The organism is Sphingosinicella sp. SM1-17 (genome assembly GCF_056821765.1).
In genome coordinates this window covers 499,805-522,406 of record NZ_JBPDIO010000001.1, presented here as the reverse complement: position 1 = coordinate 522,406, position 22,602 = coordinate 499,805, and the positions used below count along the sequence as shown (strand labels likewise).

General features: G+C 63.9%; 23 protein-coding genes. 10 read left to right on the top strand and 13 right to left on the bottom strand.

Annotated features, from left to right (window positions below; all coding sequences use genetic code 11):
* The first annotated feature begins 78 nt into the window (after positions 1-78).
* Positions 79-1,419 carry a serine hydrolase domain-containing protein gene (locus ACRYLT_RS02770; protein ID WP_482662585.1) on the top strand — a complete coding sequence of 447 codons (1,341 nt, stop codon included), beginning with the start codon at positions 79-81 and terminating at the stop codon, positions 1,417-1,419.
* A 294-nt stretch (positions 1,420-1,713) separates the two neighbouring features.
* Here ACRYLT_RS02770 and ACRYLT_RS02765 read toward each other — a convergent pair whose 3' ends face one another.
* From ACRYLT_RS02765 to ACRYLT_RS02755, 3 genes are all read right to left on the bottom strand, one after another.
* Positions 1,714-2,157, bottom strand: coding sequence for an amidohydrolase family protein (locus ACRYLT_RS02765; RefSeq protein ID WP_482662584.1), 444 nt, complete (start codon positions 2,155-2,157; stop codon positions 1,714-1,716).
* Between the two features lie 172 nt (positions 2,158-2,329).
* Positions 2,330-3,046, bottom strand: coding sequence for a LytR/AlgR family response regulator transcription factor (locus ACRYLT_RS02760; RefSeq protein WP_482662583.1), 717 nt, complete (start codon positions 3,044-3,046; stop codon positions 2,330-2,332).
* A gap of 1 nt (position 3,047) precedes the next feature.
* The gene (locus ACRYLT_RS02755; RefSeq protein WP_482662582.1) at positions 3,048-4,133 is read right to left on the bottom strand and encodes a sensor histidine kinase; all 1,086 of its coding nucleotides are present in this window, start codon (positions 4,131-4,133) and stop codon (positions 3,048-3,050) included.
* 340 nt (positions 4,134-4,473) lie between these two features.
* Here ACRYLT_RS02755 and ACRYLT_RS02750 point away from each other — a divergent pair, with 340 nt between their 5' ends.
* Positions 4,474-5,409: a helix-turn-helix domain-containing protein gene (locus tag ACRYLT_RS02750; protein WP_482662581.1), complete on the top strand. Its 936-nt coding sequence runs from the start codon at positions 4,474-4,476 to the stop codon at positions 5,407-5,409.
* A gap of 470 nt (positions 5,410-5,879) precedes the next feature.
* Here ACRYLT_RS02750 and ACRYLT_RS02745 read toward each other — a convergent pair whose 3' ends face one another.
* Complete coding sequence (locus ACRYLT_RS02745; protein WP_482662580.1) at positions 5,880-7,121, bottom strand: acyltransferase family protein; 1,242 nt, start codon at positions 7,119-7,121, stop codon at positions 5,880-5,882.
* A 183-nt stretch (positions 7,122-7,304) separates the two neighbouring features.
* Here ACRYLT_RS02745 and ACRYLT_RS02740 point away from each other — a divergent pair, with 183 nt between their 5' ends.
* From ACRYLT_RS02740 to ACRYLT_RS02720, 5 genes are all read left to right on the top strand, one after another.
* Positions 7,305-8,102 (top strand): LytTR family DNA-binding domain-containing protein, encoded by a 798-nt coding sequence (locus tag ACRYLT_RS02740; RefSeq protein ID WP_482662579.1) that lies wholly within the window; start codon positions 7,305-7,307, stop codon positions 8,100-8,102.
* 693 nt (positions 8,103-8,795) lie between these two features.
* Entirely contained in the window at positions 8,796-9,320 is a 525-nt protein-coding gene (locus tag ACRYLT_RS02735) for a hypothetical protein (protein ID WP_482662578.1), read from the top strand.
* A gap of 67 nt (positions 9,321-9,387) precedes the next feature.
* Entirely contained in the window at positions 9,388-9,759 is a 372-nt protein-coding gene (locus ACRYLT_RS02730) for a hypothetical protein (RefSeq protein ID WP_482662577.1), read from the top strand.
* Between the two features lie 62 nt (positions 9,760-9,821).
* Entirely contained in the window at positions 9,822-10,541 is a 720-nt protein-coding gene (locus tag ACRYLT_RS02725; RefSeq protein WP_482662576.1) for a C39 family peptidase, read from the top strand.
* Positions 10,542-10,545: 4 nt separating this feature from the next.
* On the top strand, positions 10,546-11,130 hold the full coding sequence (locus ACRYLT_RS02720; RefSeq protein ID WP_482662575.1) for a hypothetical protein: 585 nt from the start codon (positions 10,546-10,548) through the stop codon (positions 11,128-11,130).
* A 4-nt stretch (positions 11,131-11,134) separates the two neighbouring features.
* Here ACRYLT_RS02720 and ACRYLT_RS02715 read toward each other — a convergent pair whose 3' ends face one another.
* Positions 11,135-12,421 carry a transporter family protein gene (locus ACRYLT_RS02715; RefSeq protein WP_482662574.1) on the bottom strand — a complete coding sequence of 429 codons (1,287 nt, stop codon included), beginning with the start codon at positions 12,419-12,421 and terminating at the stop codon, positions 11,135-11,137.
* A 58-nt stretch (positions 12,422-12,479) separates the two neighbouring features.
* Complete coding sequence (locus tag ACRYLT_RS02710; protein ID WP_482662573.1) at positions 12,480-13,160, bottom strand: helix-turn-helix domain-containing protein; 681 nt, start codon at positions 13,158-13,160, stop codon at positions 12,480-12,482.
* A 266-nt stretch (positions 13,161-13,426) separates the two neighbouring features.
* Between ACRYLT_RS02710 and ACRYLT_RS02705 the strand changes: the two genes are divergently transcribed.
* Positions 13,427-13,729 (top strand): response regulator transcription factor, encoded by a 303-nt coding sequence (locus ACRYLT_RS02705; protein ID WP_482662572.1) that lies wholly within the window; start codon positions 13,427-13,429, stop codon positions 13,727-13,729.
* 183 nt (positions 13,730-13,912) lie between these two features.
* Here ACRYLT_RS02705 and ACRYLT_RS02700 read toward each other — a convergent pair whose 3' ends face one another.
* The 4 genes from ACRYLT_RS02700 to ACRYLT_RS02685 are packed head-to-tail and all read right to left on the bottom strand — an operon-like array spanning position 13,913 to position 16,425.
* Positions 13,913-14,086, bottom strand: a complete 174-nt coding sequence (locus tag ACRYLT_RS02700; protein ID WP_482662571.1) for a hypothetical protein — start codon at positions 14,084-14,086, stop codon at positions 13,913-13,915.
* Between the two features lie 46 nt (positions 14,087-14,132).
* Positions 14,133-14,963 (bottom strand): pyridoxal kinase, encoded by an 831-nt coding sequence (gene pdxY, locus ACRYLT_RS02695; RefSeq protein ID WP_482662570.1) that lies wholly within the window; start codon positions 14,961-14,963, stop codon positions 14,133-14,135.
* The gene (locus ACRYLT_RS02690) at positions 14,960-15,724 is read right to left on the bottom strand and encodes a YggS family pyridoxal phosphate-dependent enzyme (protein WP_482662569.1); all 765 of its coding nucleotides are present in this window, start codon (positions 15,722-15,724) and stop codon (positions 14,960-14,962) included. The genes pdxY and ACRYLT_RS02690 overlap by 4 nt, the downstream gene beginning before the upstream one ends.
* The gene (locus ACRYLT_RS02685; protein WP_482662568.1) at positions 15,721-16,425 is read right to left on the bottom strand and encodes a glutamine amidotransferase; all 705 of its coding nucleotides are present in this window, start codon (positions 16,423-16,425) and stop codon (positions 15,721-15,723) included. The genes ACRYLT_RS02690 and ACRYLT_RS02685 overlap by 4 nt, the downstream gene beginning before the upstream one ends.
* A gap of 206 nt (positions 16,426-16,631) precedes the next feature.
* Between ACRYLT_RS02685 and ACRYLT_RS02680 the strand changes: the two genes are divergently transcribed.
* Positions 16,632-17,945, top strand: a complete 1,314-nt coding sequence (locus tag ACRYLT_RS02680; protein ID WP_482662567.1) for an aminotransferase class I/II-fold pyridoxal phosphate-dependent enzyme — start codon at positions 16,632-16,634, stop codon at positions 17,943-17,945.
* Positions 17,946-18,238: 293 nt separating this feature from the next.
* On the opposite strand, the gene ACRYLT_RS02675 is transcribed toward ACRYLT_RS02680, so the two are convergent.
* Positions 18,239-18,610 (bottom strand): VOC family protein, encoded by a 372-nt coding sequence (locus ACRYLT_RS02675; RefSeq protein WP_482662566.1) that lies wholly within the window; start codon positions 18,608-18,610, stop codon positions 18,239-18,241.
* 157 nt (positions 18,611-18,767) lie between these two features.
* Here ACRYLT_RS02675 and ACRYLT_RS02670 point away from each other — a divergent pair, with 157 nt between their 5' ends.
* Complete coding sequence (locus ACRYLT_RS02670) at positions 18,768-19,433, top strand: Yip1 family protein (RefSeq protein ID WP_482662565.1); 666 nt, start codon at positions 18,768-18,770, stop codon at positions 19,431-19,433.
* Here the strand turns inward: ACRYLT_RS02670 and hutH are convergent.
* Together hutH and hutU are read right to left on the bottom strand one after the other, a co-directional pair.
* Entirely contained in the window at positions 19,427-20,935 is a 1,509-nt protein-coding gene (gene hutH, locus ACRYLT_RS02665) for a histidine ammonia-lyase (protein WP_482662564.1), read from the bottom strand. The genes ACRYLT_RS02670 and hutH overlap by 7 nt on opposite strands.
* Positions 20,932-22,593 (bottom strand): urocanate hydratase, encoded by a 1,662-nt coding sequence (hutU, locus tag ACRYLT_RS02660; RefSeq protein ID WP_482662563.1) that lies wholly within the window; start codon positions 22,591-22,593, stop codon positions 20,932-20,934. The genes hutH and hutU overlap by 4 nt, the downstream gene beginning before the upstream one ends.
* Positions 22,594-22,602 lie beyond the last annotated feature (9 nt).

Sequence of the window (22,602 nt, the reverse complement as noted above, 5' to 3'; positions counted from 1 at the left end):
AGGCAGCATCGTGTCAGTCTCCGCATTTGACGCGCTCGTCGATCGTCAGCCTGTCTTGAGCCGTGAATTGCCTTCCAGTTGAGCCTGACCGACGAACTGGTCTCCTGGTCACGGCCAGCGCGCCGTCCCTCCGGGCTCATGGAGGCGGTAGTCGCATCCGCCGCAACTACCTGCCCGGTAATTGTGGTGCTTGACGCTGCAACCTTATCCGACCGGGCCCTGGCGGGCACAAGCGAAGCAAAGGGGAACGGGCGGAACATGGGCATGTGCTGGAATGTCATGCGGATCGCGAGCGTTTACGGCCTGTTGGTCGCGGGAGCGGTGTCGACTGCTGCACCAGGTTCGGCGGCACTCGATCTTGAACCGGTGCGGCAGGAATTGGAGCGGCAATGCGCGTCGGGTCAGTTTTCGGGCGTAGTTCTGGTTCGACGCTCCGGTTCCGACCTGCTGCAGCATGTGTGCGGCGAGGCGGACATCATCAACGCGGTGCCGATGACGCGTGATACTCGGTTCAAAATCTATTCCACAAGCAAGCTGATCACTGCACTCACGGTGATGCGCCTAGTTGAGCAGGGCAGGCTGCAACTGGATGCGACCGTCGCCACTTATATCGCCGGCTTGCCAAGCGAATGGCGCACCGTCACGCTGCGACAGCTGCTTAACCACACATCCGGCATTCCCGATCTGACGGAGCAGCTCTTCGCCAATTTCACGCTCGATCATCCCACGGCTCTTCGTGCAACGTTGCGCGCGATGACGCCATCGCAACGCAGGCTGACATCCGAGCCCGGCCGCACGTTCGCCTACAACAATTTCGGATACGAGCTGCTTGCAAGCAGCGCCGCCAATGCCGCCGGGAAGCCCTTCGGCGTCCTGATCGAAGAACTGGTCTTCAAGCCCGCCGGAATGACGGCAGCCCGTGTCGAGGCACCCCGAATAGTTGCTGGTCATCCCCACCTCGTTGCCGAGGCCGGACTGGCCTACGGATATAATGGTGCGCCTGGCCAGCTCGAACAGGCGATCAACTACGCCTTCGTCCAGCTTGGGGCAGGAGCGATCCATGCTGCCGCAGACGATTTCATCCGTCTGGATGAGTCTCTTTCCACCGGTCGCCTGGTCCGCCCGGAAACCTGGACCGTGATGATCGCCGATCCGGTCGTGCCCCCTTCCGGTGACCGGCAGCCAGCGAACAGGCACTTTGGTTTGGGCGTGATGGTGACCGATATCGGGGGCGTCATACTCCACGGACATACCGGCGGGACGAATGGCTTCATCAGCGATTTCCAGCGGTTCCCCGAATTCAATGCGATCCTGATCGTGCTGTCAAACCGCGGATTTGCGCGCACCGCTTGGCTGCGCGAGAGCGTGGCGCGGGCGCTTGCTTCGACCCGTGGCGATGGCACCGGGAGCGTGCCCTAACACATCGCAAGCGGCTCGGTCGACTGAGCACGGGACTTCGGCACGACGCCTGCTTGGGCGCGCAGCTGGCGGTGAAGTTCTCGCGGCTGGCCTGCCACTGCGCGTTGCTCGAGGCCGCCTATCCGCTGCCCGGCAACCGTTGCAAAGGCACTTGGTGACGAGGACTCAGGCTCACGCGCAACTCAAGCCAGGTCTTGCCGCAGGGACAGGTAAGGAAGGCGGCTTCGACGATTTACTAGTCTCGCGCCTGAGAAAGACCGAAGAGCCGCCGCGCATTCTCATAGCGCATCTTCGTCATCTCGGTTTCGGTAAGGGAAAGCCTGTCCAAGGCGTCAGGTTCTGCTCGAGCGAATATCGGGGATAATCCGAGCCGAGCAGGACATTCTCGATGCCGACATTGCGGATCGTCCAGACGAACTCATCCTCGATCGGGGAGTCTGCAGCCAGCGTCACGATCGCAGAAATGTCGAAATAGATGTTGTTGCCGACCAGGTTCTCGGCGGTACGCGCCGCCTTGAGCACGTTCCAGAAGCGAAAGTTCATCCCGCCCATATGCGCGAAAATGAACGTCGTGCCGGGCTCGGCCAGCGCGAGATTGAAGAGCGTTTCGCTCTCGCTTGCAAGGATCTTGGCATTGTCGATGAGAACGGCGAGCCCGAGCTCGCCCGCCCGTTTGACCAGAGTGCGCACGATGGGACCACGATAACGTGAACGTGATTCGGCATCAGGCAATAGCACCAGATCTCGGCGCCATACTCGAAGAAGGTCTGCTGCCGACGGTTGCCGCTGCGTCACGTGATAGGGGTGGCCTGGAAGCACGAGCCGAGGCAGGCAACCATTCCGGCAGCGTGAGCGAATTTGAGCTATCTAGTAAGCTGGCACCGCAATTCAGAAGCAGCGACTCGCCGCTTCAACGGAAGCCCGTTCGCGCCCGCAGCGTGTCCAGATAGCGTCTGCCCACCGGGCTTGGACGGCCGTCCGTATCGATCACCGCCCAGGCGCCATTTCCGACATGCCGCAGTCCGCTTATCCGATTCAGGGGCAGTGCGAGCGAACGATGGACGCGGGCAAAGTCGGGGCCGAGGCGGTCCAGAAGCCCCGCGAACGTGGATCTGAGGAGATAGGAATGGTCGGCGACGTGCAAGCGCACATAGTCTTGCTCGGCCTCGATCCGTTCAATGTCGGCTACCGGGAGGCGCTTCATCGTGCCGCGATGAGGCACCCATAGGTCCCGGTGGAGACTGCGATCGACTGCTTCAAGTCCTATCGCCGACTCAAGCCTGTCGATCGCCCGCCCGAGACGCTCTGGGTCTACCGGTTTGAGGACATAGTCCACCACCGACAGATCGAAGGCCTCGGTCGCGAAATTGTCATGCGCCGTGACGAGGACCACCCGAGGTGCACCGGGGATCTGAGACAGGGCGGCCACCATGTCGAGGCCGGACAGTCCAGGCATGGCGATGTCGATGAAAGCCGCCTGGGGGTGCTCGACCTCGATCAAGCGCAGCGCAGCAGCGGCATTGGCTGCGATGCCGAGAACCTCGATCCGGCCCGAGCGGCCGCACATTCGCTTCATATTGTCTGCCGCGAGCGGCTCGTCGTCGACGATGATCGCGGTCAGTCCCATGTCACGCGGTCTCGAAGGGCATCGAGAGCTCGGCCTTGAAGCCGCGGTCGCTGGAGCCCGCCTCAAGACGGGCAGCGCCGCCGAACCGTGACTGGAGCCGCTCCGAGACATTGCGAAGGCCGATGCCGGCACCGGCCTTTTCGCGTCGAGATTGTGGCGGGGCGTCGTCTGCGACCGTCAGCTCCAGTTCGCCTGCCGGTGATAGCTGGGCCGTGATCTCCACGCTGACCGGCTCCGAGGTCACCGAGACGCCATGCTTGATGGCGTTCTCGACCAGCGGCTGCAAGATCAGCGCCGGAACCCGGGCACGGCGTACCTCGTCAGCGACGTCGATGCGAACCGACAGCCTGTGGCCGAAACGCCGGCGCTCCAGCGCCAGATAGCGGCGCTCCATCTCGATCTCGTCGGCAAGCTCGACGTCCGCCACCGGATCGGCCGCGAGCCCATAGCGCAGGAAAGCGCTCATCTCGCCAATCATGTCGCGCGCCGCGGCAGAATCGCCTCGATCGACCAGTGCAGACAGGGCGTTGAGCGAGTTGAAGAGGAAATGTGGATTGACCTGGTAGCGGAGCGCTCGCAGCTCGGCCTGCCGAGCCGCCTCTCGAGCCTGACTTGCCCGGCGTTCGGAGGCTATGGCCGTGGCCGCGTCGCGCATCCCGAGATAGAGCAGGCCCCAAGCCGCGAAGACGAAGATGAAGTTGACCGCATATTCCACCGCCAGCGCGATGGCGAAAGTGGCTGTGCAAGGAGCACCGAAGCCGCAGCCCTCCCCGGCCACCGGCGCAAGCCAGTAAAGGGCTGCGGCGTTCACAATGGAGAAAATGCAGGCAGCCGGAATGCTGAGACCGAGCACCCAGGCGAGCCGTGCCAGAGTGCTGGTCGGCCTTGCTCGCTCCAGCAGCCGGGCCATCAGCCAGCAGAGCAGGATCCCGAGCACGGCCAGTGGCACGCGCCGCGTGAGCGACGCCAGCCGGCTCCCCCAATCCTCGGTATAGCTCCGGACCAGAAACAAGACGGTGAAAGCGGTCCAGTAGCCCACCAGCACCGTGAGCGCCGTCCGCGGATCGACCTCTCCCTGTTTCTCCATAGGCCTTCCAACTGACCGCAAAGCGCGGTGATGGACCCGACGTTTGTCGCTCCCAGCCGCCATTCGTCGCAGGGAGGCTAACGGCGACCCGGATATTAATGGATTGGTGCTGGCGTACAACCATGGGGCGGAGTGATGGGACTGGCACCGTTCGTTCACGGGCGATCTGGCGGGATGAACAGCGTTCGGGCGGGGTACCCCTTGCAAGGGAGACTTGGCTGGAACGGGCAGGACGGATGTCCGCGCCGCATCAAGCCCATCCGCCGCGGGGCGACGATCGCACCGAGCGGCTCGTTGCGAGCCGCCAGGTCAAGCCCTGTCGTCGGGAGTCGGTGCGCCCATGGATGAGGAGACGCGTTCCCCACGCCACGATCTTGCAGCTTTTGAAGCCCATATCGGGCGCGTGATTGCGCATTCGGGCGACCCTGGGGAATCGCCTGAAGCGATGCCAACCGGAAATCTCGGGGGCCTGCTCAAGTCAGCACGAGCGGCCCGTGGCCTTTCCCAGCTTGAGTTGGCACTTCGCCTGGGCGTATCGCAGCGCCATCTCGGCTTTCTCGAGACCGGTCGGGCACGTCCCAGTCGTGGCATGTTGCTGTCTATCCTCGACGCTCTCGCCGCTCCACGATCGGTCAGGAACGCCACGTTGCTGGCCGCAGGCTTTTCGCCTGATCTCCCCGCTCCGGCACGACTGGGCCCGGAGACGTTCGAGGCGCTTTCGGCATTGCTTGAGGCGCATGAGCCGCTTCCCGCGCTTCTCTTCGACCCGGACTGGATCTGCCGGCGATTGAACCGCAGTGCCCGGCGGCTCTGCTCCCTGCTCCTGCCCGAAGCTGGTCCGGCAAGGTCGCCGGACGGCTCGTTCGACATGATAGGCGCCGTCGCGGATCCCGCCGGTCTGCTGTCTTTGGCCCGAAACCCGGAGCGCGCGGCCTCCAGTCTGCTTGCTCAATTCTGGACGGAGGTCTGGGTGCGTCCCTCCCTTTGCTCGCGCGTTGTCAAATGCAGCGAAGCGCTTGAGGCCCGCTACGGACCGTTGCTCCCGCCTGGAAGGGATCCCGGCACGCCCGGTTTGAGCCTGTGCTTTGATACGCCAGTCGGCGTTGTCGGCTTCTACGCAGTTCAGCTCGTGCCCGGCTTGCCGCAGGACGTGAATGCCGCCTCGCACCGGATCGAACTTTGGTACCCAGCCGATGCGTTCACACGATCCCTGTTGAGTCGCTGGAACCGAGGGGCAACGGTCGGTGGACCATCCGCTCGATCGGCGGCAGCGTGATAAAGGGTATCGTTAGATGTCGTCCTATGCCGCTCGCACGCTACCTATGCGTTTCCTGACCCCGATCCAGGTAACAGAAAACGGCGGAAAACTGGCGCTTGGCAGGATTCTGACCTGCGACCCCAAGCTTAGAAGCCTTGGCTTCTGGGCATCTCGTCTGATGTGTTTGTGAGGTCCGCGGCCGCAGTTCGGGGCCGGCGCGTCCCGACCGCCAAGGCGAAGGACCGGGGTACGCGAGAAATCGGGGCAATAGCATCTCATGCTGTGAAGCACCGGGCGAATCTCGAACGATCCGCCCTAGCCCTCAGGAAGCAGACCCCCATCCGGACAGGCCAAGCACCCGCATCGCCGCGCTGCAGGGTCGCGGCGCGTGAAGGAAGGGGTAGTCGTTCAGCCTGAACGATAGCCCCAAACGGCAGGGGGCGACCTGTCCAGCCGGGGTCAGAGTGCCTTGCCCTGTCATTCTTCGGCTAACCGCGGCGCTGCGGCGCATTGCTCGGGGTGTGGGGTTGCCATGCCAGGTTCAATTGTCCCAGCCACCCTGTCGCGGCTTGGCGACCCACTTTGAGGCCGAACAACGGCCGGGCCCAGGAGGAGCGTCGCGCGAGTTCGTAAGCGAGCGCGCAGCCAGCAAGGGTTGCAACAAGCAGAATGCCGAACTCCGCGCCTGGTCCGAGCTCGAGCGGCTTCAGCCAGTGACCGACAAGTACGATGATCGTCTGGTGCGCGATGTAATAAGGAAAGATCGCGTCGGTCAGGTAGCGGCGCACCGGCCCGTCATGGTGGAGAAAGAGCTGCGCTCCGCCAAGCAGAGCGAGGATCGCACTCCAGGCCTGAACGCAGCGTGCCAGGCGCGCGAGCACCAGGGAGGTCGGCGTCGGCCTCGCCGCATCGATCATGATATCGTAGATGATGTAGGAAAGCGCGAACCACAGATAAGCGAAGACTGCCGCGACCGCTGCGACCTTCCACCATTTCACAATCTGTGTCCAGAGCACCTCGGACCGGGCGAGCCCCACTCCGAAGAAGAAGGCGAAGGCATAGACGCTATGGGCGTAAAGATCGTCGACCAGGGCGTGAGTCTCGCCGAAGATGGGGTAGAGCAGCGTCCGCGCGATGAACAGCCAGAGGACCGGGAGCGCAAGCAGCCGCCAGCCGCCGAACAGGCGCTCGAAGCAGCGCTGGGCAACCTTGCGCCATTCCGGCCGCGCGAGTGCACCAATTCCCAGGATCATCGTATAGGCCCAGAGATAGGCGACGAACCATAGATGGTTCCAGGTCGGTAGGGTGAGCCCGCGACTTGCACCCAACTCGAAATAATCGGTCGTCCAGAATGTCCAGAAGCTGGCCGGGTAGCCGCTCGTCTCACGCAGCTCGACCCAGGCCTGCGGTGCCACGAACAGCGCCATCCCGGCGGCCAGCGGGATTAGCAGCCGGATCGAACGCTGGCGCGCAAAGCGGCCTCGATCCTGAAGCTTGGAAAGCAGGACGCGCGAGGCGACGCCCGAGATCAGGAAAAGCAGCGCTAGGCGCCAGGGACTGATCGCGAGCATCGGCACGGCGACCCAGTCCACCGGTTCGCCAGTTTTCACGTGCCAGTCCCAGGGCACGAAGAACATGCCGATATGATAGATGATGAGGAGGCCGAACGCCGCGATCCTGAGCCAGTCCAGTCCGTACCGCCGACCACTCACATAAGCCGTTGCTTGCATGCTTTCGTCCATTGCTGTCATGTCCGCCAACACCTGCCGAGCCAGTTGCCCGCGCGCCATCCTGCGGTGACAGAGGGCGGGGCAGGAGGGACGGATTGGGACGCGCTTGTGACAAACGGTTGGGCTAGGCTGACAGGCGGTTGGCGAAGCAGGGCCCGCGGCCGCTTGGTCGTAGCCTGGTCGGTGTTCGCGGGGATCGCCCTGCTCCAGGCGGTCGTCAATGCTCTCACTGAACTCGAGGAGCGAGAGCTGGCTGGCCGGCCAGTCGCCTCCTGGGAACCTTGGACCTGGGAGCTCACCAGCATTGCAGCCTGGATGGTGATCGCGCCCGCTATGTTCCTCGCCGCGCTGCGGCTGCGTGCGCCCCGCTTCAATGTGTTTCAGGTCGTTGCCGCGCATCTGGCCGCAAGCTTCGCCGTGTCGATCTGTCACGTTGCCTTGATGCAGGCGCAGCGAAAGCTCGTCTATTGGCTTGCCGGAGACGAATATGGCGAGACGATCGTCGGTACCTTCGTCTACGAGTATCGCAAGGACCTCGTAACGTACGTCCTCGTGGTCCTGTTCTTCATGCTTTTCGAACGGGTCATCCGCCCCGGGCCGGCGTCCATCGACCCTGGTAAACCCGAACCTGCACCGATCGAAGTTCGCGACGGCAACCGTATTCTATGGCTGAAGCCGGACGACATCGAATGGGTGCAAGCCGCTGGCAATTATGTGGAACTCAACGGCGCCTTCGGTTCGGTGCTGCACCGCCAGTCTCTCGCGGCCCTGCAGCAGGCCTTGGCGCCCCACGGCTTCATTCGGGTTCAACGCTCGCGCGCCGTCCGGAGGGCCGCAGTGATCGAGATCGAGACCCGCCCCAGCGGGGATTTCGAGCTCATCCTCGCAAGCGGAACGCGAATCGGCGGCAGCCGGCGCTATCGAAACAATCTCAGCTGTTCCCGGCAGCGGCCCGCCGGGTCGGCGAAGCCGGCAGAGTAGGCGATTCCAGATCACGAGCGCGCCGGCAAACCAAGCCGCCTGATATCCAACCCAGCCGCGGGCAGTCGCGGCGTTTGGATTCGGCAACGCCGCCTTCGTCGAAGACCAGAATGTTCAGCTCGCGAGCCCTAACATCTCCTCCAGTCACCACCAGTTCCTGTGTCCCGAGTCGCTGAAGGAATCACGGTGGCAGTTCACTAAATCGCCCTTATCTTCGGCTTCGGCCCGCGCTTCTGAGGGGCCGAGGCTTTATGTCCAACTCTGCTATGAGAGTTCGTACCTCTTCCGTGATTACCACCTGATCACAGAAAACTGCAGAACCGAGCGACAGCTTGAGAAATCCGGGGACACAGTACCTAATTGCGCAGCCCTGATCGAGCTTCGCTGCCGCACCGGCCGCCGTCGCCGAAGCCTTCTTGTATACATCGAAGGAGCGTACCGGACGCTCGCGCAAGCGGAGCAAACCGGGCCGGGAGCCGGGAATTCGCTCCGCTGATCGTTTCCCGCCGCTGAAGGACGCGTTCGGCAGCTAGGATGCCTAGCTGACCTTGGCAAAAAAAAGCGGTTCCGGCGAAATCTTTGCGCAATCGCAAAACAAGCTGATCGACACGCGCTTAAGCATCGTCCTGTTCGATTTGTCGAACGACAAAGCCTTCGAGGCGACTTTCGGGGGCGAAAGACAGGAGATGACTCATGCGCTTCAAGAGCTTGCTTCTCACCGCTACGACTGCTGCAATTCTCGGCATTGCTTCGCCCGCGCTGGCGCAAACCTCCAGCGTCGACGAGGACGGCCCCGGTTCCGCTGACGGAAACGTGATTGTCGACGATACCGCCAACGACTTCCTCGACCTGCTGTCCAACAATGCCAATGGCGACAACCGCGAAAATGTCAGCGGTTCCAACATCGGCAGCATCTTCAGCAGCAACTTCATCACCGCCAACCAGACCCTGGCGGCCATCAACGTCAACCAGCAGCTGGACGAAGTCGTCGATCTCGACGGCGAGGACAACACCGACACCGCGGTCGGCTACAATAGCGGCGAACAATATGTTCGCGGCAACGCCTTCGCGGCCTATGCCGGAATCCTGAACCAGGCCTGGAACACCGGCATCAACTCCAACGCGCAGGCAGCCACCAACATCGCTGCGCAGGGTACCGTCAATTTCGGCGCCAACGGTGCCGGCGATGGCAATGGCGGAGGCGGCGGAGGCGATTGATCGACTCCTCCGGAGCTGGACCGCGTTTTGCGGTCCAGCTCTCCTTTCTCGTGAAGGAGCTGGACAGATGACTCCGCTGATTGCCCTTATCGCATTTGCCGCGGCGGATCCCGCCTTGCCACCGCCGCAGCAATCCACGCCGGAACCGCAGCCGCCCGCGCTGAGCGTCACGGCCGCCGAACCGGTGGAGGACGAAGCGCTGCTGCAAGAAAACATGCTGGCGGACGAGCGCGGCGGCCAGACCATCGCGGTTACCAACCAGACGCTGACGGCGATCACATCCGGCAACGTCCTTAACGGCGATTTTGTCGCAGGGGCGGTGTCCTTGAGCGACAACGCGCTGTCGAGCTTCAATGGCATCGGCAATCTTCTCATCAACACGGGTGCGCAGGTCAGCCTGCAGACGGGCATGAGCCTCACCATCGTGTTCAAGGAATAGGGGATCCACCGATGGGCGGCGGGCAGCATCGAAGGCGCCGACGCGCCTTGCTGGGAGCAGCCTTGGCTCTTGCAACGGGCTTTCAGGCGTTCGCCCCGGCGCCGGCTCCCGCCCAGGTACGCCTCAGCCGCGAGGCCGACGGCGACTACCGAGTCAACGTCATGAGCTGGTGGGAGATACCCTTCCGTTCGGTGCTGCGCCAGCAGCATGATTTCAGCTGCGGCTCAGCGGCCGTGGCGACCCTGCTCACCTATCATTACGGGCGGCCGACCTCGGAACGCGAAGCGTTCACCTGGATGTGGCGGAACGGCGACCAAGTGGCGATCCGGCAGGTTGGCTTTTCGATGCTGGAAATGCGCAATTTCCTCCACGGCATCGGGTTTCCGGCGGAAGGTTTCCGGCTGACCGTCGAGCAACTCGCCCAGGTGCGCCGTCCCTCCATCGTTCTGCTCGACTTGAACGGATTCAAGCATTTCGTCGTCGTGAAGGGCGTTCGGGGCGACCGTGTGCTGGTCGGCGACCCGATGCTGGGCCTTAGCACCTACAGTCGGGCCGACTTCGGTCGCATGTGGAACGGAATCGCACTTGCGATCCATCAACCCGGGCGGCCGCTGCGACCAGCCTATAATCTGGCGAGCGACTGGGGCCCTTGGTCGCAGGCGCCGCTGGAAAACGAAGGCGCTCTTCGGGTCGCGACCGGCGACCTGACGACGCACCTGCCGCCGACTTATCAGGTCTATCCCCTGATCCATCTCGACGTGCGCGTCGGGACCGTGAGGTGACGCTATGAATGCGACCTTCCGACTTCGCACATTGACGATTCTCAGCGTCCTGATTCTCGGCAACCGCCTGCCCCTGGATGCGCAGGAGTTCGACTTCGCCCAAGCGGCCACTGTTCCCGAGCAGGAACTGTCTGAGGAGCGAGCCGGCTTCACTTTTGGTGGGATGACCATCAGTTTCGGCGCAGAAGTCCGCACTTACCTGAACGATGAGTTGGCGCTGCAGACGAATATCAGCTGGAACGGCAAGGACTACGAAACACATCAGATTGTGCTTGGTGCGCTCACGGAAGCGTCAGCCGAGCAGCTTCGTGCCGGAGTCCTGAGCAGTGGGCAGATGACGATCAGCGTCGGCGAGGCAAGCGTGTTTCTCGCGAATGAGGGCCAGACGGCGCTCATCCACCGTACCGAAGGCGGCATCCAGAACGTGCTCGTCAACACGGCCAGCAATGTCTCGGCGCGCCAGGAACTGGAGGCGACGCTCGAGCTCGACAGCTATGAGACGTTCCGGGCCGATGCCCTGAACGCCCGGATCCTGTCGCAGGTCGAAGGCGTGATCCACAGCGCCCTGTCCGGCGGTCTCGGCCGCTGAACCGTCAGCGCCGCCGGGCTGAGACGATCTCGAAAGGCATCCTTAGAGAAACGTTGAGGTCCGGTGCGTCCTCCGTCACGCCGAAGTTGAACCCGATATTTATCGTCTGCCGCTCGGTTAGCCGGTACGACAGGCCCAGGGTAAGGCTGCCGACGTGAAGCCGGTTCGATCTTTCCACTACCGATCCAATCTCCGTTTCGGTCGGAAGGATGTAATTGTGTCGGTAGCCCAGCGAATAGGAGAAGCGCGGGTTGAGGGCGAAGCCGAAGCCCAGATTCGCGGTGATCGCATCGCCCGGATCGACTCTTCCGATCGGCGCCTCCCCAATGACTCGGTCGATGTTGCGCGGGATGTGGTACAAATAGCTCAGGCCGCCATAGATCACCACCGGATCGGACGGCAGCAGAAAGCTGAGGCCGGGCTGGATGCCCCAGAAGCCGGAGCCGGTGGCGAGGTTGGTCGCAACTCCGAACTCATCGTAATCGACATCGAACGGCCCAAGGCCTGTATCCGATTTCACCCGCAACTGCCCGACCAGGATCGGCCGAAGCGGGCGCGGCTGGTTGAACTGGTAGCGCAGGCCGAACTCGATATCGCCGATATTGCTTTCCTCCAGCTCGATCGCTCGGACGATCCCTTCGTCGCGCAGCTGTACCACTTCGATCCGGTCGCTGCGGCTGAGATAGGGGATACGTACCTCCGCCTCCAACCGGTTGGTGATGCCGTACCTGAGGGCGGCGGTCGCGACGAATGTATGACGGTCGGCATCGCTTGCTTCGATAAGCCCGATCTGGATACCGGGCACCAGCTCGATACCGCGGAACACCAGGCGATTGGCGGAAGAGTTCACATATTCGATCTGCGGGTCGAAGACGAGATGGCCGCGCGGAGTCAGCACGCCCTGGCCTTCCGGCACGGCCTGCACCTCCGTGCGCCGGCCCAGATCAGGCTCGGGCGGCGCTTCCCCGACCGGCTGATCCGGCAGATCCGTTGCCGGCGTCTGAACGGCGCCGGGAGATTGGGCGAGTGCCAGGCCGGTGCCGCGAAGGTCGTACAAGCGCGACTCGTCCGAGATCTGCCGCTCGAGGTCGTCAATCCTGCGCTGCTGTTCCTCGATCAACGCTTGCTGCTGCTGGATCAGGCCGCGCTGGGCCACCAGCTCGTCCCGAAGCGCCTGAATCTCGTAGGCGAGCTGCGGCCTCGTCTGTGCCGCAGCAGCGGCCGGCCAGAGCATGAGCAGGCCGGATGCCGAGCCGGCAATCAGTACGCGATGGATCCTCCAATGGTGCATGGCGTTGACCCCCTTGCTTCAAGTGCGGCTGTCTTGGTCTTGGCTCGCCCGGCGCGACTCACTCAGCGGCCTGTACGGCCAGGTCGGTGGCGGTCGGGGTCGTGAAACGCTCCGGCCCGTCGCCGGCGATCCGCTCCAGACCGTCGAAATTCCTGATCCGGACGTGCTGCCGGCCGCGGAGTTCGATGAGGCCGTCGCGCGCCAGGCTGGAAATGGTGCGGCTGACGGTATGAATCGTGAGTCCCAGATGATCGGCGATGTCGCTTCGCGACATCAGTAGGTCGAACTCGCGCCGGCCGTTCGCACGCCTTGCCACGGCCAGCAGAAAGGCCGCCAGCCGCTGCGTCGCCGTTTTGCGACCCAGCAGGAAGATGCATCCATGAGCGTGCTCCAGCGCTTGGCGCAGCAGGAAGCCCGTGTCCCGGCTTGTGCCGCCGGCGGAGCCTTGCGGATCCTCGATCCTTCTGTGCCTCCGAACGATGGTGTCGGTCACGGCTTCGGCCGATTCCAAGCGGCAGCCGTCCTCCACGCCGAATACGTCGCCCGAATAGAAGAAACCGGTGAGCTGGCGCTGACCGTCCGAGTGGAACCGGCAGGTGCGAACGATCCCCGTTTCCACTTCAAACCAGAAGCGCGCCGGATCACCTTCGAGATAGATGCAATCGCCCTTCCCGTAGCGGATATTCTGTCCAGCGCGTCTGCCGTCAGAGGATGGATCAGCGGGATAGAGCGTAATCACCTGAGCCCCCCAATCTGTGTGATGGACAGGACTATCCCAGACAAAGGATGCGAGTCGCTATTGATGCGAAAACGGAGGAAAAGTTCGCTAGTGCTTATTCCTTGCAGAATATATCTGGTCTTTTTCCCCTGTTATCTTGAGCTTCGATCCAAGATCCCCCGAACCCGGATGTAGGTAGAATTACCAAGGGACTTTGCGCCCCTTCTCGTGTATCATATCGGGACTCGCGTACTGAAGCCCTGAAGTTCGCAACTGGGGGGGCGAACATGAAAGAACGGGAAGCTCAACTGAAGCTGACTCCGCGCGAAGCCGAGATATTGGCGCTCGTCGCCAACGGCTATTCCGCAAAGGAGGTGGCAAGCGCCCTGGGGATCGCACCGAGGACCGTGGAACGGCATACGGAGAATGTCCGGATGAAGATGCGGGCCCGCAATCGACCGCACATGGTGATGCAGGCGGTGCGATCGGGTCTGCTGGGCGTCGAGACGGTGTTGCTCAAGGATGGCGAGATTCAGGCATCCCTTCCGCTGGATGATTTCCCCTCGAGTTCGATCGTCAGCTCGACCTGAATTGGGTCTTCGGCTGCTCGCTCCGACCACTCTCTTGTCGGCCATATCGAAACAGGTTGGCCGCAGCTCCTCCCATCTGCGCCGAGGATCCTCGAGTCCGCAACGCGAGCTGGCGCCAAGGACATCGAACTCGACTCAACAAATCCTAGCCCGAGGGTGATGGCTTGGAGACAAGGTCGTAGCTTATCTGGGATCGAACTGCCGGCTCAGCACGCGTGTGTTGTCGCCAATTTCGACAATGCGCGAAACCTCCTGCTCCTCGACGACATTGCAGGAAAAGCCGTCATGATGGGGCAGCCGCGCGAGCAGGTCTGACAGCGCCGCCTCTTTTTCCGGTCCGTCGAGGATCACCTCCATCCACCAACGTCCTCATCGCATCACTTCCACCCTGTAGCGCCTGGTGTCAGGCATCGATTGGCTCGATGGCGAAGAGTTGCGGCGGAGCGAGGATGCTCGGCAGGCAGGCTTCAATGGGCATTTCGGACCAGGGCTCGGGCGGCGTTTGCGCCAGCACTGTATAAGCGGCCGCGACCGCATGCGCTGTTGCCGCGCGCAATCGGCGCCCGTTGACAAGCTCGGCGGCAAGCGTCGCCGTGAACAGGTCGCCGGTTCCAGCCGGGCGGGCCGGCAGTCGCGGCGTTTGGATCCGGGCAACGCCGGCTTCGTCGAAGACCAGAATGTTCAGCTCGGCGGCCCGGATATCTCCTCCGGTCACCACCAGTTCCCGTGTTCCGAGTCGCTGAAGGGCGCGAGCGGCAGCCATGATGTCCGCCTCGCCGGCAAGCGTGCGAAGCTCCCAGGCGTTTGGCGTGGCCACGTCCGCGACCGGGAGCAGCCGTTCCGTGAACAGGTGCTGGAGGGAGGGATCGACGAACAGGTCCAGATCTTCGTCGCCGCACACGGGATCGCAGACGTAGAGGAGTTCCGGTCTCCGCCGTTTTGCGCGCTCGATGAAATCGGCTACCACCTGGCCGATGTCGATCGAGCCGAGATATCCGGTGATCACGGCCGAGGCGCTGTCGAGAATGCTGCGTTCCTCGACGCCGCGAAGCAGGTCGGCCACGAGGTCCGCAGCGAGCACCTGGCCGCGCATTGTGGGATAGTGGGGGTGGTTGGAGAGCAAGGTCGTCGGCACCGGCACGGCCGTCAGACCGTAAGCCTGCAGAACGGGCACGGCGGCGCTGTTGCCGACCTTGCCGTGGACGACGTGGCTCTGGATGGTGATCACGGTCATGTCGCCGCTCCGATCGAGGGTACTGCGGGCCAGTAGTGGCTGTCGGGGAGCGGGCGGGGGCCGAAGATCGCCTGGCCGACCCGAACCACCGTCGCCCCCTCCTCGATCGCCAGCTCGAAGTCGCCCGACATGCCCATCGACAGTTCGTCGAACGTACATCCATCAGGGCCATCCTGTCGGAGCCGGTCGCGCAGGGCGCGCATGCATCGAAAGCAGGGCCGCACCCGCGCCGGATCGAAGGAAAAGACGGCAAGGGTCATCAGGCCACGGACACGCAGGGCCGTGAAGGCCGGCAATGCGCGCGCAAATTCCAAGATCCGATCGGGGGGCAGGCCGAACTTGCTCGGCTCCCCGGAGCTGTTGACCTGGATGAAGACGTCCAGCCCGCGCCCTTCGATCTGCAGGCGCCGGTCGAGCGCTTCGGCCACTTTCAGGCTGTCCAGGGCCTGGAATTCATGCGCGAAGCGGGCGACGTACTTCGCCTTGTTCGTCTGCAGGTTACCGATGATGCTCCAGCGCACCGGGAGGTCGGAAAGCGCGGCCGCCTTCTCGCGCGCCTCCTGCACCTTGTTCTCGCCGAATTCGACGATGCCGGCCTCCACGGCCCGTCGGAGACGCTCCGCCGGAACCGTCTTCGACACCGGGAGGAGGCGAACGGAAGCTTCGTCTCGGCCGGCGCGGCGGCACGCCTCCCTGATCCGAAGCCTTACCGCTTCAAGCCGCTTCCGGAGCAGCTGCGTCCCTCCGGGCTGGTCGATCATTCCCGCAGGCCCGCCAGCCAGCGGGTGAGTACCGCATCCGCCACGTCGGGCAGGCCCGGCCCGTGAACGGCCGCCTGTCGGCTGAGCTCCCCGGGGTCGATCCCCGCCTGAACGAGCTCACGGGAATGGCCCGCCAGCCACCGGTCCAGGCCTGATCCGCCCGCTTCGAGGTGGAACTGCAGCGCGAGGAGATTGGGTCCAAGGGCAAAGGCCTGGTTGGGGCAGGTGTCCGTCTCCGCCAAGCGCTCGGCTCGGAGGGGAAGGTCGAAAGTGTCGCTGTGCCAATGAAGCACCGGCCGACCCTCCGGCAGGGCGCCGAGCGGTGAAGCGCGTCCGGCATCGGTCAGACGGACTGGAGCGAAACCGATCTCCGCCGAACCGCCGGGATAAACTTTCGCGCCGCTCGCCCGGGCGATCAGCTGAGCGCCGAGACAGACACCCAAAGTCGGCTTCTCGGCAGCGATCCGATCCTCCAGGATTGCCAGTTCTTCGGCAAGAAACGGAAAGCGATCCTCCTCGTAGGCGCCCATCGGGCCGCCGAGCACGATGAGCAGCGGGGTGCGGAGCGGGTCCAGCGTCCACAGCTCGTCTTCGCCGATCTGATAATAATGGATCTTGTAGCCGGCGCGGACGAGCGGTCGCTCGAATGCGCCCAGATCCTCGAAGTCGACATGACGGATCGCGACGGCCGTCTTCAGCATGGGCCGCTCTCCATGGCTTTGCCGCTCAGCTCTTCCGGTGGAGCTTCAGGCTCGGCAATCAAGATCATGGTTCCTGCGCCAGCTTGAAGATCCTCCGGGCGGGCCGGTCATCGCTGATCCATCTCGTGAATGAGTGATCGAGTGCGCTCGGAACATCAGCAGAAATCCCCTTGTTTTCTTGTGTCCTATGACATAAATAGTTATGCATGAGACATAACTACCTGAGCGGACATACGGCCGTCAAGGTCGCGGAGTCGGTCGAAGCTGCGATCCGCGAGGGATTGCTTCGTTCCGGCGACCGCCTGCCCAGTATCCGCGATGCCGCCGCGCAACTGGGCCTCAACCGAAACACGGTGGCCGCTGCCTATGCGAGGTTGCGGGACAGCGGCGTGCTGACCACCGACGGCGGGCGGAGCGGAATGCGGGTGGCGAGCCTGGACGTCTTCGAGGGCCGAGGTACCGCCTTGCCACCGGGCCTGCGCGATCTTGCCAGCGGCAATGTCGATGTCCGCTTCCTCCCGGACCTCCGGCGGGCCATCGATCGGGTGGACCTGACGCCGACTGGCTATGATTCGGAAGGCGACGAGCCCGCCCTTGTCGCCCTCGCCCAGGAACGCCTGGCGGCAGAGGGTCTGGACCCACGGCACATATGCTTCATGTCGGGTGCCCTGGACGCCATCGAAAGAGGGATGCGGGCTCAGCTGCGTCCCGGATCGAGCGTCCTGGTCGAAGACCCTGGATTCCCGCCGCTGCTGGACCTTCTCAGGTCAATGGGATTCAAGCTTCGGCCTTTGCCTCTGGACGATTCGGGTCCCGACCCGGAGGCGCTCGCGCGCGGGCTCGAGGCCGGTGCCGCGGCCGTGGTCCTGACCCCGCGGGCTCAGAACCCGTTCGGCTGCGACATAAAGGCGGGGCGAGCCGGCGAGATCGATTCCATTCTCAAGCGCCATCCGGACACGATGCTCGCTCTCGACGATCACTGGGGTCCGCTGGCCGAGGGCGACCTGGAGCTGAAACCGGGCGGCACGAGCCGCTGGCTGTTTGTGCGATCGGTGTCGAAGTTCCTGGGACCCGACTATCGGCTGGGAGTAACGCTAGGCGATCCGGTGACGATCGGTCGGATCCGTCGTCAGCAGTCGCTCGGCCCGCGCTGGGTCAGCCGGCTGCTGCAGCGCATCGTGCACGCCCTGTGGACGTCCCGCGAAACCGAGGCGCTGCTCGCCAAGGCTCGAGAAGCCTATCGCGACCGGAGAGAGGCTCTCAGCGCTGCCCTCGCGGGAGAAGGGCTGGTCGCCCATGGAGGATCCGGGATCCACCTGTGGCTCCCGGTACGACGAGAATCTCGAACGGTGCAGGCCATGGCGGCGCGGGGGATGGCGGTACAGGCAGGCGAACCCTTCCGACTCTCGGCACCTCCCGGAGTCCGCCTGTCCATCTCGAACATCGAGCCGAATGAGGCCCTCACGATCGCGCGAGCGCTGGCCGAGTCCTTGTCGGACGGCGAGGGATTCTTCGGCTAGCGAAGGTTGGCCGCTCGGACAAAGAGCCAACCTTCAGTCTCCCTCGGCGGTCATCAGCGGGAAGCAGGTGCCCATTCGATTGTCGCTTTTCGATCCGCATCGCGATCTGCGCTCGAGACAGGATGCCTGCCAGAGGCGCAGCTCGCGCTTGGCCGGCTGGCTTTTCGGAAACAGTAGCCGCCGCCGAGCGGCGCCTGTCCTTTCGGATCGCCCCGGTTTGCCAACTTGGATTTCGATCGAGTCTTTCGAATTCGCTCACGGGTCGCGGCGCAGAGCCTCCGGTCTCCCGTCGCTCAGGCGTAGCTGACAACCTCGAATTCGATCCCGTCCTCATGATCGAAATAGAAGCGGCGGCCGGGTTCGTAGTCGGCATGCGAATGGGGCTTGTAGCCCGCTTCGATCACCCGTCGCTCGGCGGCGTCGAGATCGTCAACAACCACACCGATATGGTTGAGCCGGCTGTCCTCCTCGCCGAACCGCACTCCCGGCGGCGGCGACCACAAGGCGACATAGCCGTCATCGGTGCCGACATGGACGGTCCGGCCGTTCAGCTTGGCCGGACCTTCCCAACGAACGTGCCAGCCGAACAGTCGGCACAACAGGTCGGCGGTCCCGTTCGGATCGCTGACGGTGACGTTCACATGCTCCAACAGGCCTTTGCTCATCGCGCTTCCTTTCACGCAGGTTCGATTCGCCGCAGCCTAGTTCCTCAACTTAGGTTGAGGTCAATGGACGGCGAATGTGGCGAGGCTTGCCCGCTCCGCCTTGAGATTCACGCCCGGACATGCTTCAGTCGGCCGATCCAACAGGGAGGGCAATTCAATGACAGACGGGCCAACCAACCCCACGCCGGGGGGCGTGCCAGGCACTCCGGCTTCGCTGGTCGAGCGAGTGAAGAACATCCTGACCACTCCGAAGACGGAATGGGCGCGCATCGATGCCGAGCCGGCAACGATCGCGGGTCTCTATACCGGCTATGTGATGATCCTCGCCGCGATCGGTCCGATCGCCAGCCTGATCGGCCAGCAGGTGTTCGGAATCGGCGCCTTCGGGATCACCTGGAAGCCGTCGATCGGCTATTCGCTCGGCACCGCGATTTTCAGCTACATCCTGTCCCTCGTCAGCGTCTATGTCGCGGCCCTGATCATCGACGCCCTCGCCCCGAGCTTCAACGGCACCAAGAATATGGTGAAGGCCTTCCAGGTTGCGGCCTATTCGATGACCGCAGCATGGGTTGCCGGAATCTTCGGGATCATTCCGATGCTCGGGATTCTCGGGCTGATCGGCGTGATCTACAGCTTGTATCTGCTCTATCTCGGTCTTCCGCGCCTGATGCGCGTGCCGGAAGACAAGGCGGTCGGCTATACCGTCGTCGTGATCGTCGTTCAGATCGTGCTCTACTTCGTCATCAGCATGATCGTTGCCGCCCTGGTGGCGAGCTTCTTCGGGCTTGGCGCCATGACCGGCGCCCCGACTGTCACCTACTGAAAGAGCTGAGCCTGGACGGCGTCTGAAAGGACGCCGTCCAGGACCGCCTTCCTGAGCCAGGCGAGATCGTCCGCCAGGTACCGGTCCCGGTCGTAGAAGGGTATGGCGGCCCTGATCGCCTCATGAGCCGGCCGAAGTCCCGGCGATGTCTTCAGCGGCGCGTGAAAATCCACGCCTTGCGCCGCTGCCAGCAATTCGACGCCGATCACCCCGGCCGCATTGGCGGCGATGCGCCGGGCCTTGAGCGCGCCATGCGTGGCCATCGATACATGATCTTCCTGTCCGGCGGAGGTCGGGATGGTGTCGACGCTTGCCGGGTGAGCCAGGCTCTTATTCTCCGAAACCAAAGCGGCGGCGGTGACCTGGGCGATCATGAAGCCCGAATTGACCCCGCTGTCCTCGATCAGGAAGGGCGGAAGGCCGCTCATCTTCGGATCGATCAGAACGGCGACGCGACGCTCGGCGATCGAGCCGATCTCGCAAAGCGCGAGGGCGAGGATGTCGGCGGCAAAGGCGACCGGCTGGGCATGGAAGTTGCCGCCCGAAAGCGCCTCCTCGCCGAACAGGAGAGGATTGTCGCTGACGGCATTGGCTTCGATCTCGAGCGTCCGCGCGGAATTGCGGATCAGGTCGAGCGCGGCCCCCATCACCTGCGGCTGGCAGCGGAAGCTGTAGGGATCCTGGACTCGTTCGCACCCGACATGGGACTGGCGGATCTCGCTCCCGCTCAGCAGCTGCCGCAGAACGCCTGCCACGGCAATCTGCCCCGGCTGTCCTCGGGCTTCATGGATCCGCGCATCGAAGGCGATGTCGGTCCCCTTGAGGGCGTCGGTCGACAAAGCGCCGCTGACCAGCGCCGTCCCGAACAGGCGTTCGGCCGTGAACAGGACATCCAGAGCGATCGCCGTCGATGCCTGGGTGCCGTTGATCAGCGCCAGTCCTTCCTTGGGACCAAGCACCAGCGGCTCTAGCCCGAGCCGCGCCAGGGCATCCGCCGAGGGCAGAGTCTCGCCCGCGACGGAAAGGCTGCCCTCGCCGATCAAAGCCGCGCTCAAATGGGCGAGCGGGGCCAGGTCGCCCGAGGCACCCACCGATCCCTGGCTCGGGATCACCGGAAGGGCGTCGCGTTCGATGAGCGCAAGCAACTGCTCGACCACCCGGCGCCGAACGCCGCTATGCCCGCGGGCCAGGCCGATCACCTTCAGCGCGATCATCAGCCGGACGATGCGCGCCGCAAGCGGCTCGCCGAGGCCGGCGCTGTGCGACAGGATCAGGTTGCGCTGAAGCTCCTCGAGCCGGTTTCCCGGAATCCGGGTCTGGGCCAGCAGACCGAAGCCGGTATTGACCCCGTAGACGGTTCGGCCACCTTCGACGATCCGGTCGACGCTCGCCGCCGAGGCCTCGATCGCTTCCCATGATCCCTGGTCGAGGCCGAAGAGCGCACCGCTCCAGATCTGGCGAAGCTCGGCCAGGCCGATGCTTCCCGGCTTGAGCTCGATCATCGGCCCACCATTGGCAGGTCGAGGCCCTGCTCGCGCGCGCAGTCGATCGCGATTTCGTAGCCGGCATCGGCGTGGCGCATCACTCCGCTCCCGGGGTCGTTCCAGAGCACCCGTTCGAGCCGTCGGGCGGCCTCGGGCGTTCCGTCGGCGACGATCACCATTCCGGCATGCTGCGAATAGCCCATGCCCACTCCGCCGCCATGGTGGAGCGAAACCCAGGTCGCTCCGGAAGCGGTGTTGAGCAGCGCGTTGAGGAGGGGCCAGTCGGAAACCGCATCGGAGCCGTCCTTCATCGCTTCCGTTTCCCGGTTCGGACTGGCGACCGAGCCTGAATCGAGATGGTCGCGGCCGATCACGACCGGCGCCTTGAGTTCGCCGCTCGCCACCATTTCGTTGAAGGCCAGGCCGAGCCGATGGCGCTGGCCCAGGCCAACCCAGCAGATCCGGGCCGGCAGTCCCTGGAAGGCGATCCGCTCAGCGGCCATGTCGAGCCAGCGATGGAGGTGCGGATCGTCGGGGATGAGCTCCTTCACCTTGGCATCGGTGCGGTAGATGTCCTCCGGATCGCCGGACAGGGCGCACCAGCGAAACGGGCCGATCCCCCGGCAGAAGAGCGGCCGGACATAAGCGGGCACGAAGCCCGGAAAGTCGAAGGCCCGGGCGACTCCCTCGTCCTTCGCGACCTGGCGGATGTTGTTGCCATAGTCGAAGGTCGGAACGCCCATCTCGCGATAAGCGAGCATCGCTTCCACATGGACCGCCATCGAAGCCCGGGCGGCACGTTCCACGGCGCTTGGATCGCGCTCGCGCATTTCGCGCCACTGCTCGACGCTCCAGCCGATCGGCAAATAGCCGTTGACGGGATCGTGAGCGGAGGTTTGATCGGTCAGCGCGTCGGGACGGATCCCGCGCTCGACCATTTCCGGCAGGATCTCGGCGGCGTTCCCGAGCAAGCCGACGGAGAGCGGCGCGTCCGCCTTGCTGATGATCTCCAGCGCTTCGTCGATGCTGGTGGCGCGGCGATCGAGATAGCGGGTCTCGAGCCGCTTTTCGATCCGGCTTTCCTGGCACTCGATCGCGATGCAGTGCGCCCCGGCCATCACCGCGGCGAGCGGCTGGGCTCCGCCCATCCCGCCAAGCCCGGCGGTGAGGATCCACCGCCCCTTCAGGTCGCCGCCATAATGCTGGCGTCCCATTTCGGCGAATGTCTCGTACGTGCCCTGAACGATTCCCTGGGTGCCGATGTAGATCCAGGAGCCGGCCGTCATCTGGCCGTACATCATGAGCCCCTTGCGATCGAGCTCGTTGAAATGCTCCCAGGACGCCCATTTCGGAACGAGGTTGGAATTGGCGATCAGGACCCGCGGCGCATCGGCGTGGGTGCGGAAGACTCCAACCGGCTTCCCCGACTGGACCAGGAGCGTCTGGTCCTCCTCAAGCCGCCGGAGGGTCGCGACGATCGCATCGAAGCTCTCCCAGTCGCGCGCCGCTCGTCCGATTCCGCCATAAACGACGAGTTCCTCGGGCGCCTCGGCAACGCGCGGATCGAGATTGTTCATCAGCATCCGCATTGCCGCCTCGCTCGTCCAGCTCCGGCAGCTGATCTCGGCGCCGATAGGCGCCTGGATGTGGCGGCTATTGTCGAGTCTTGAAGGCAAGGCTTCCCC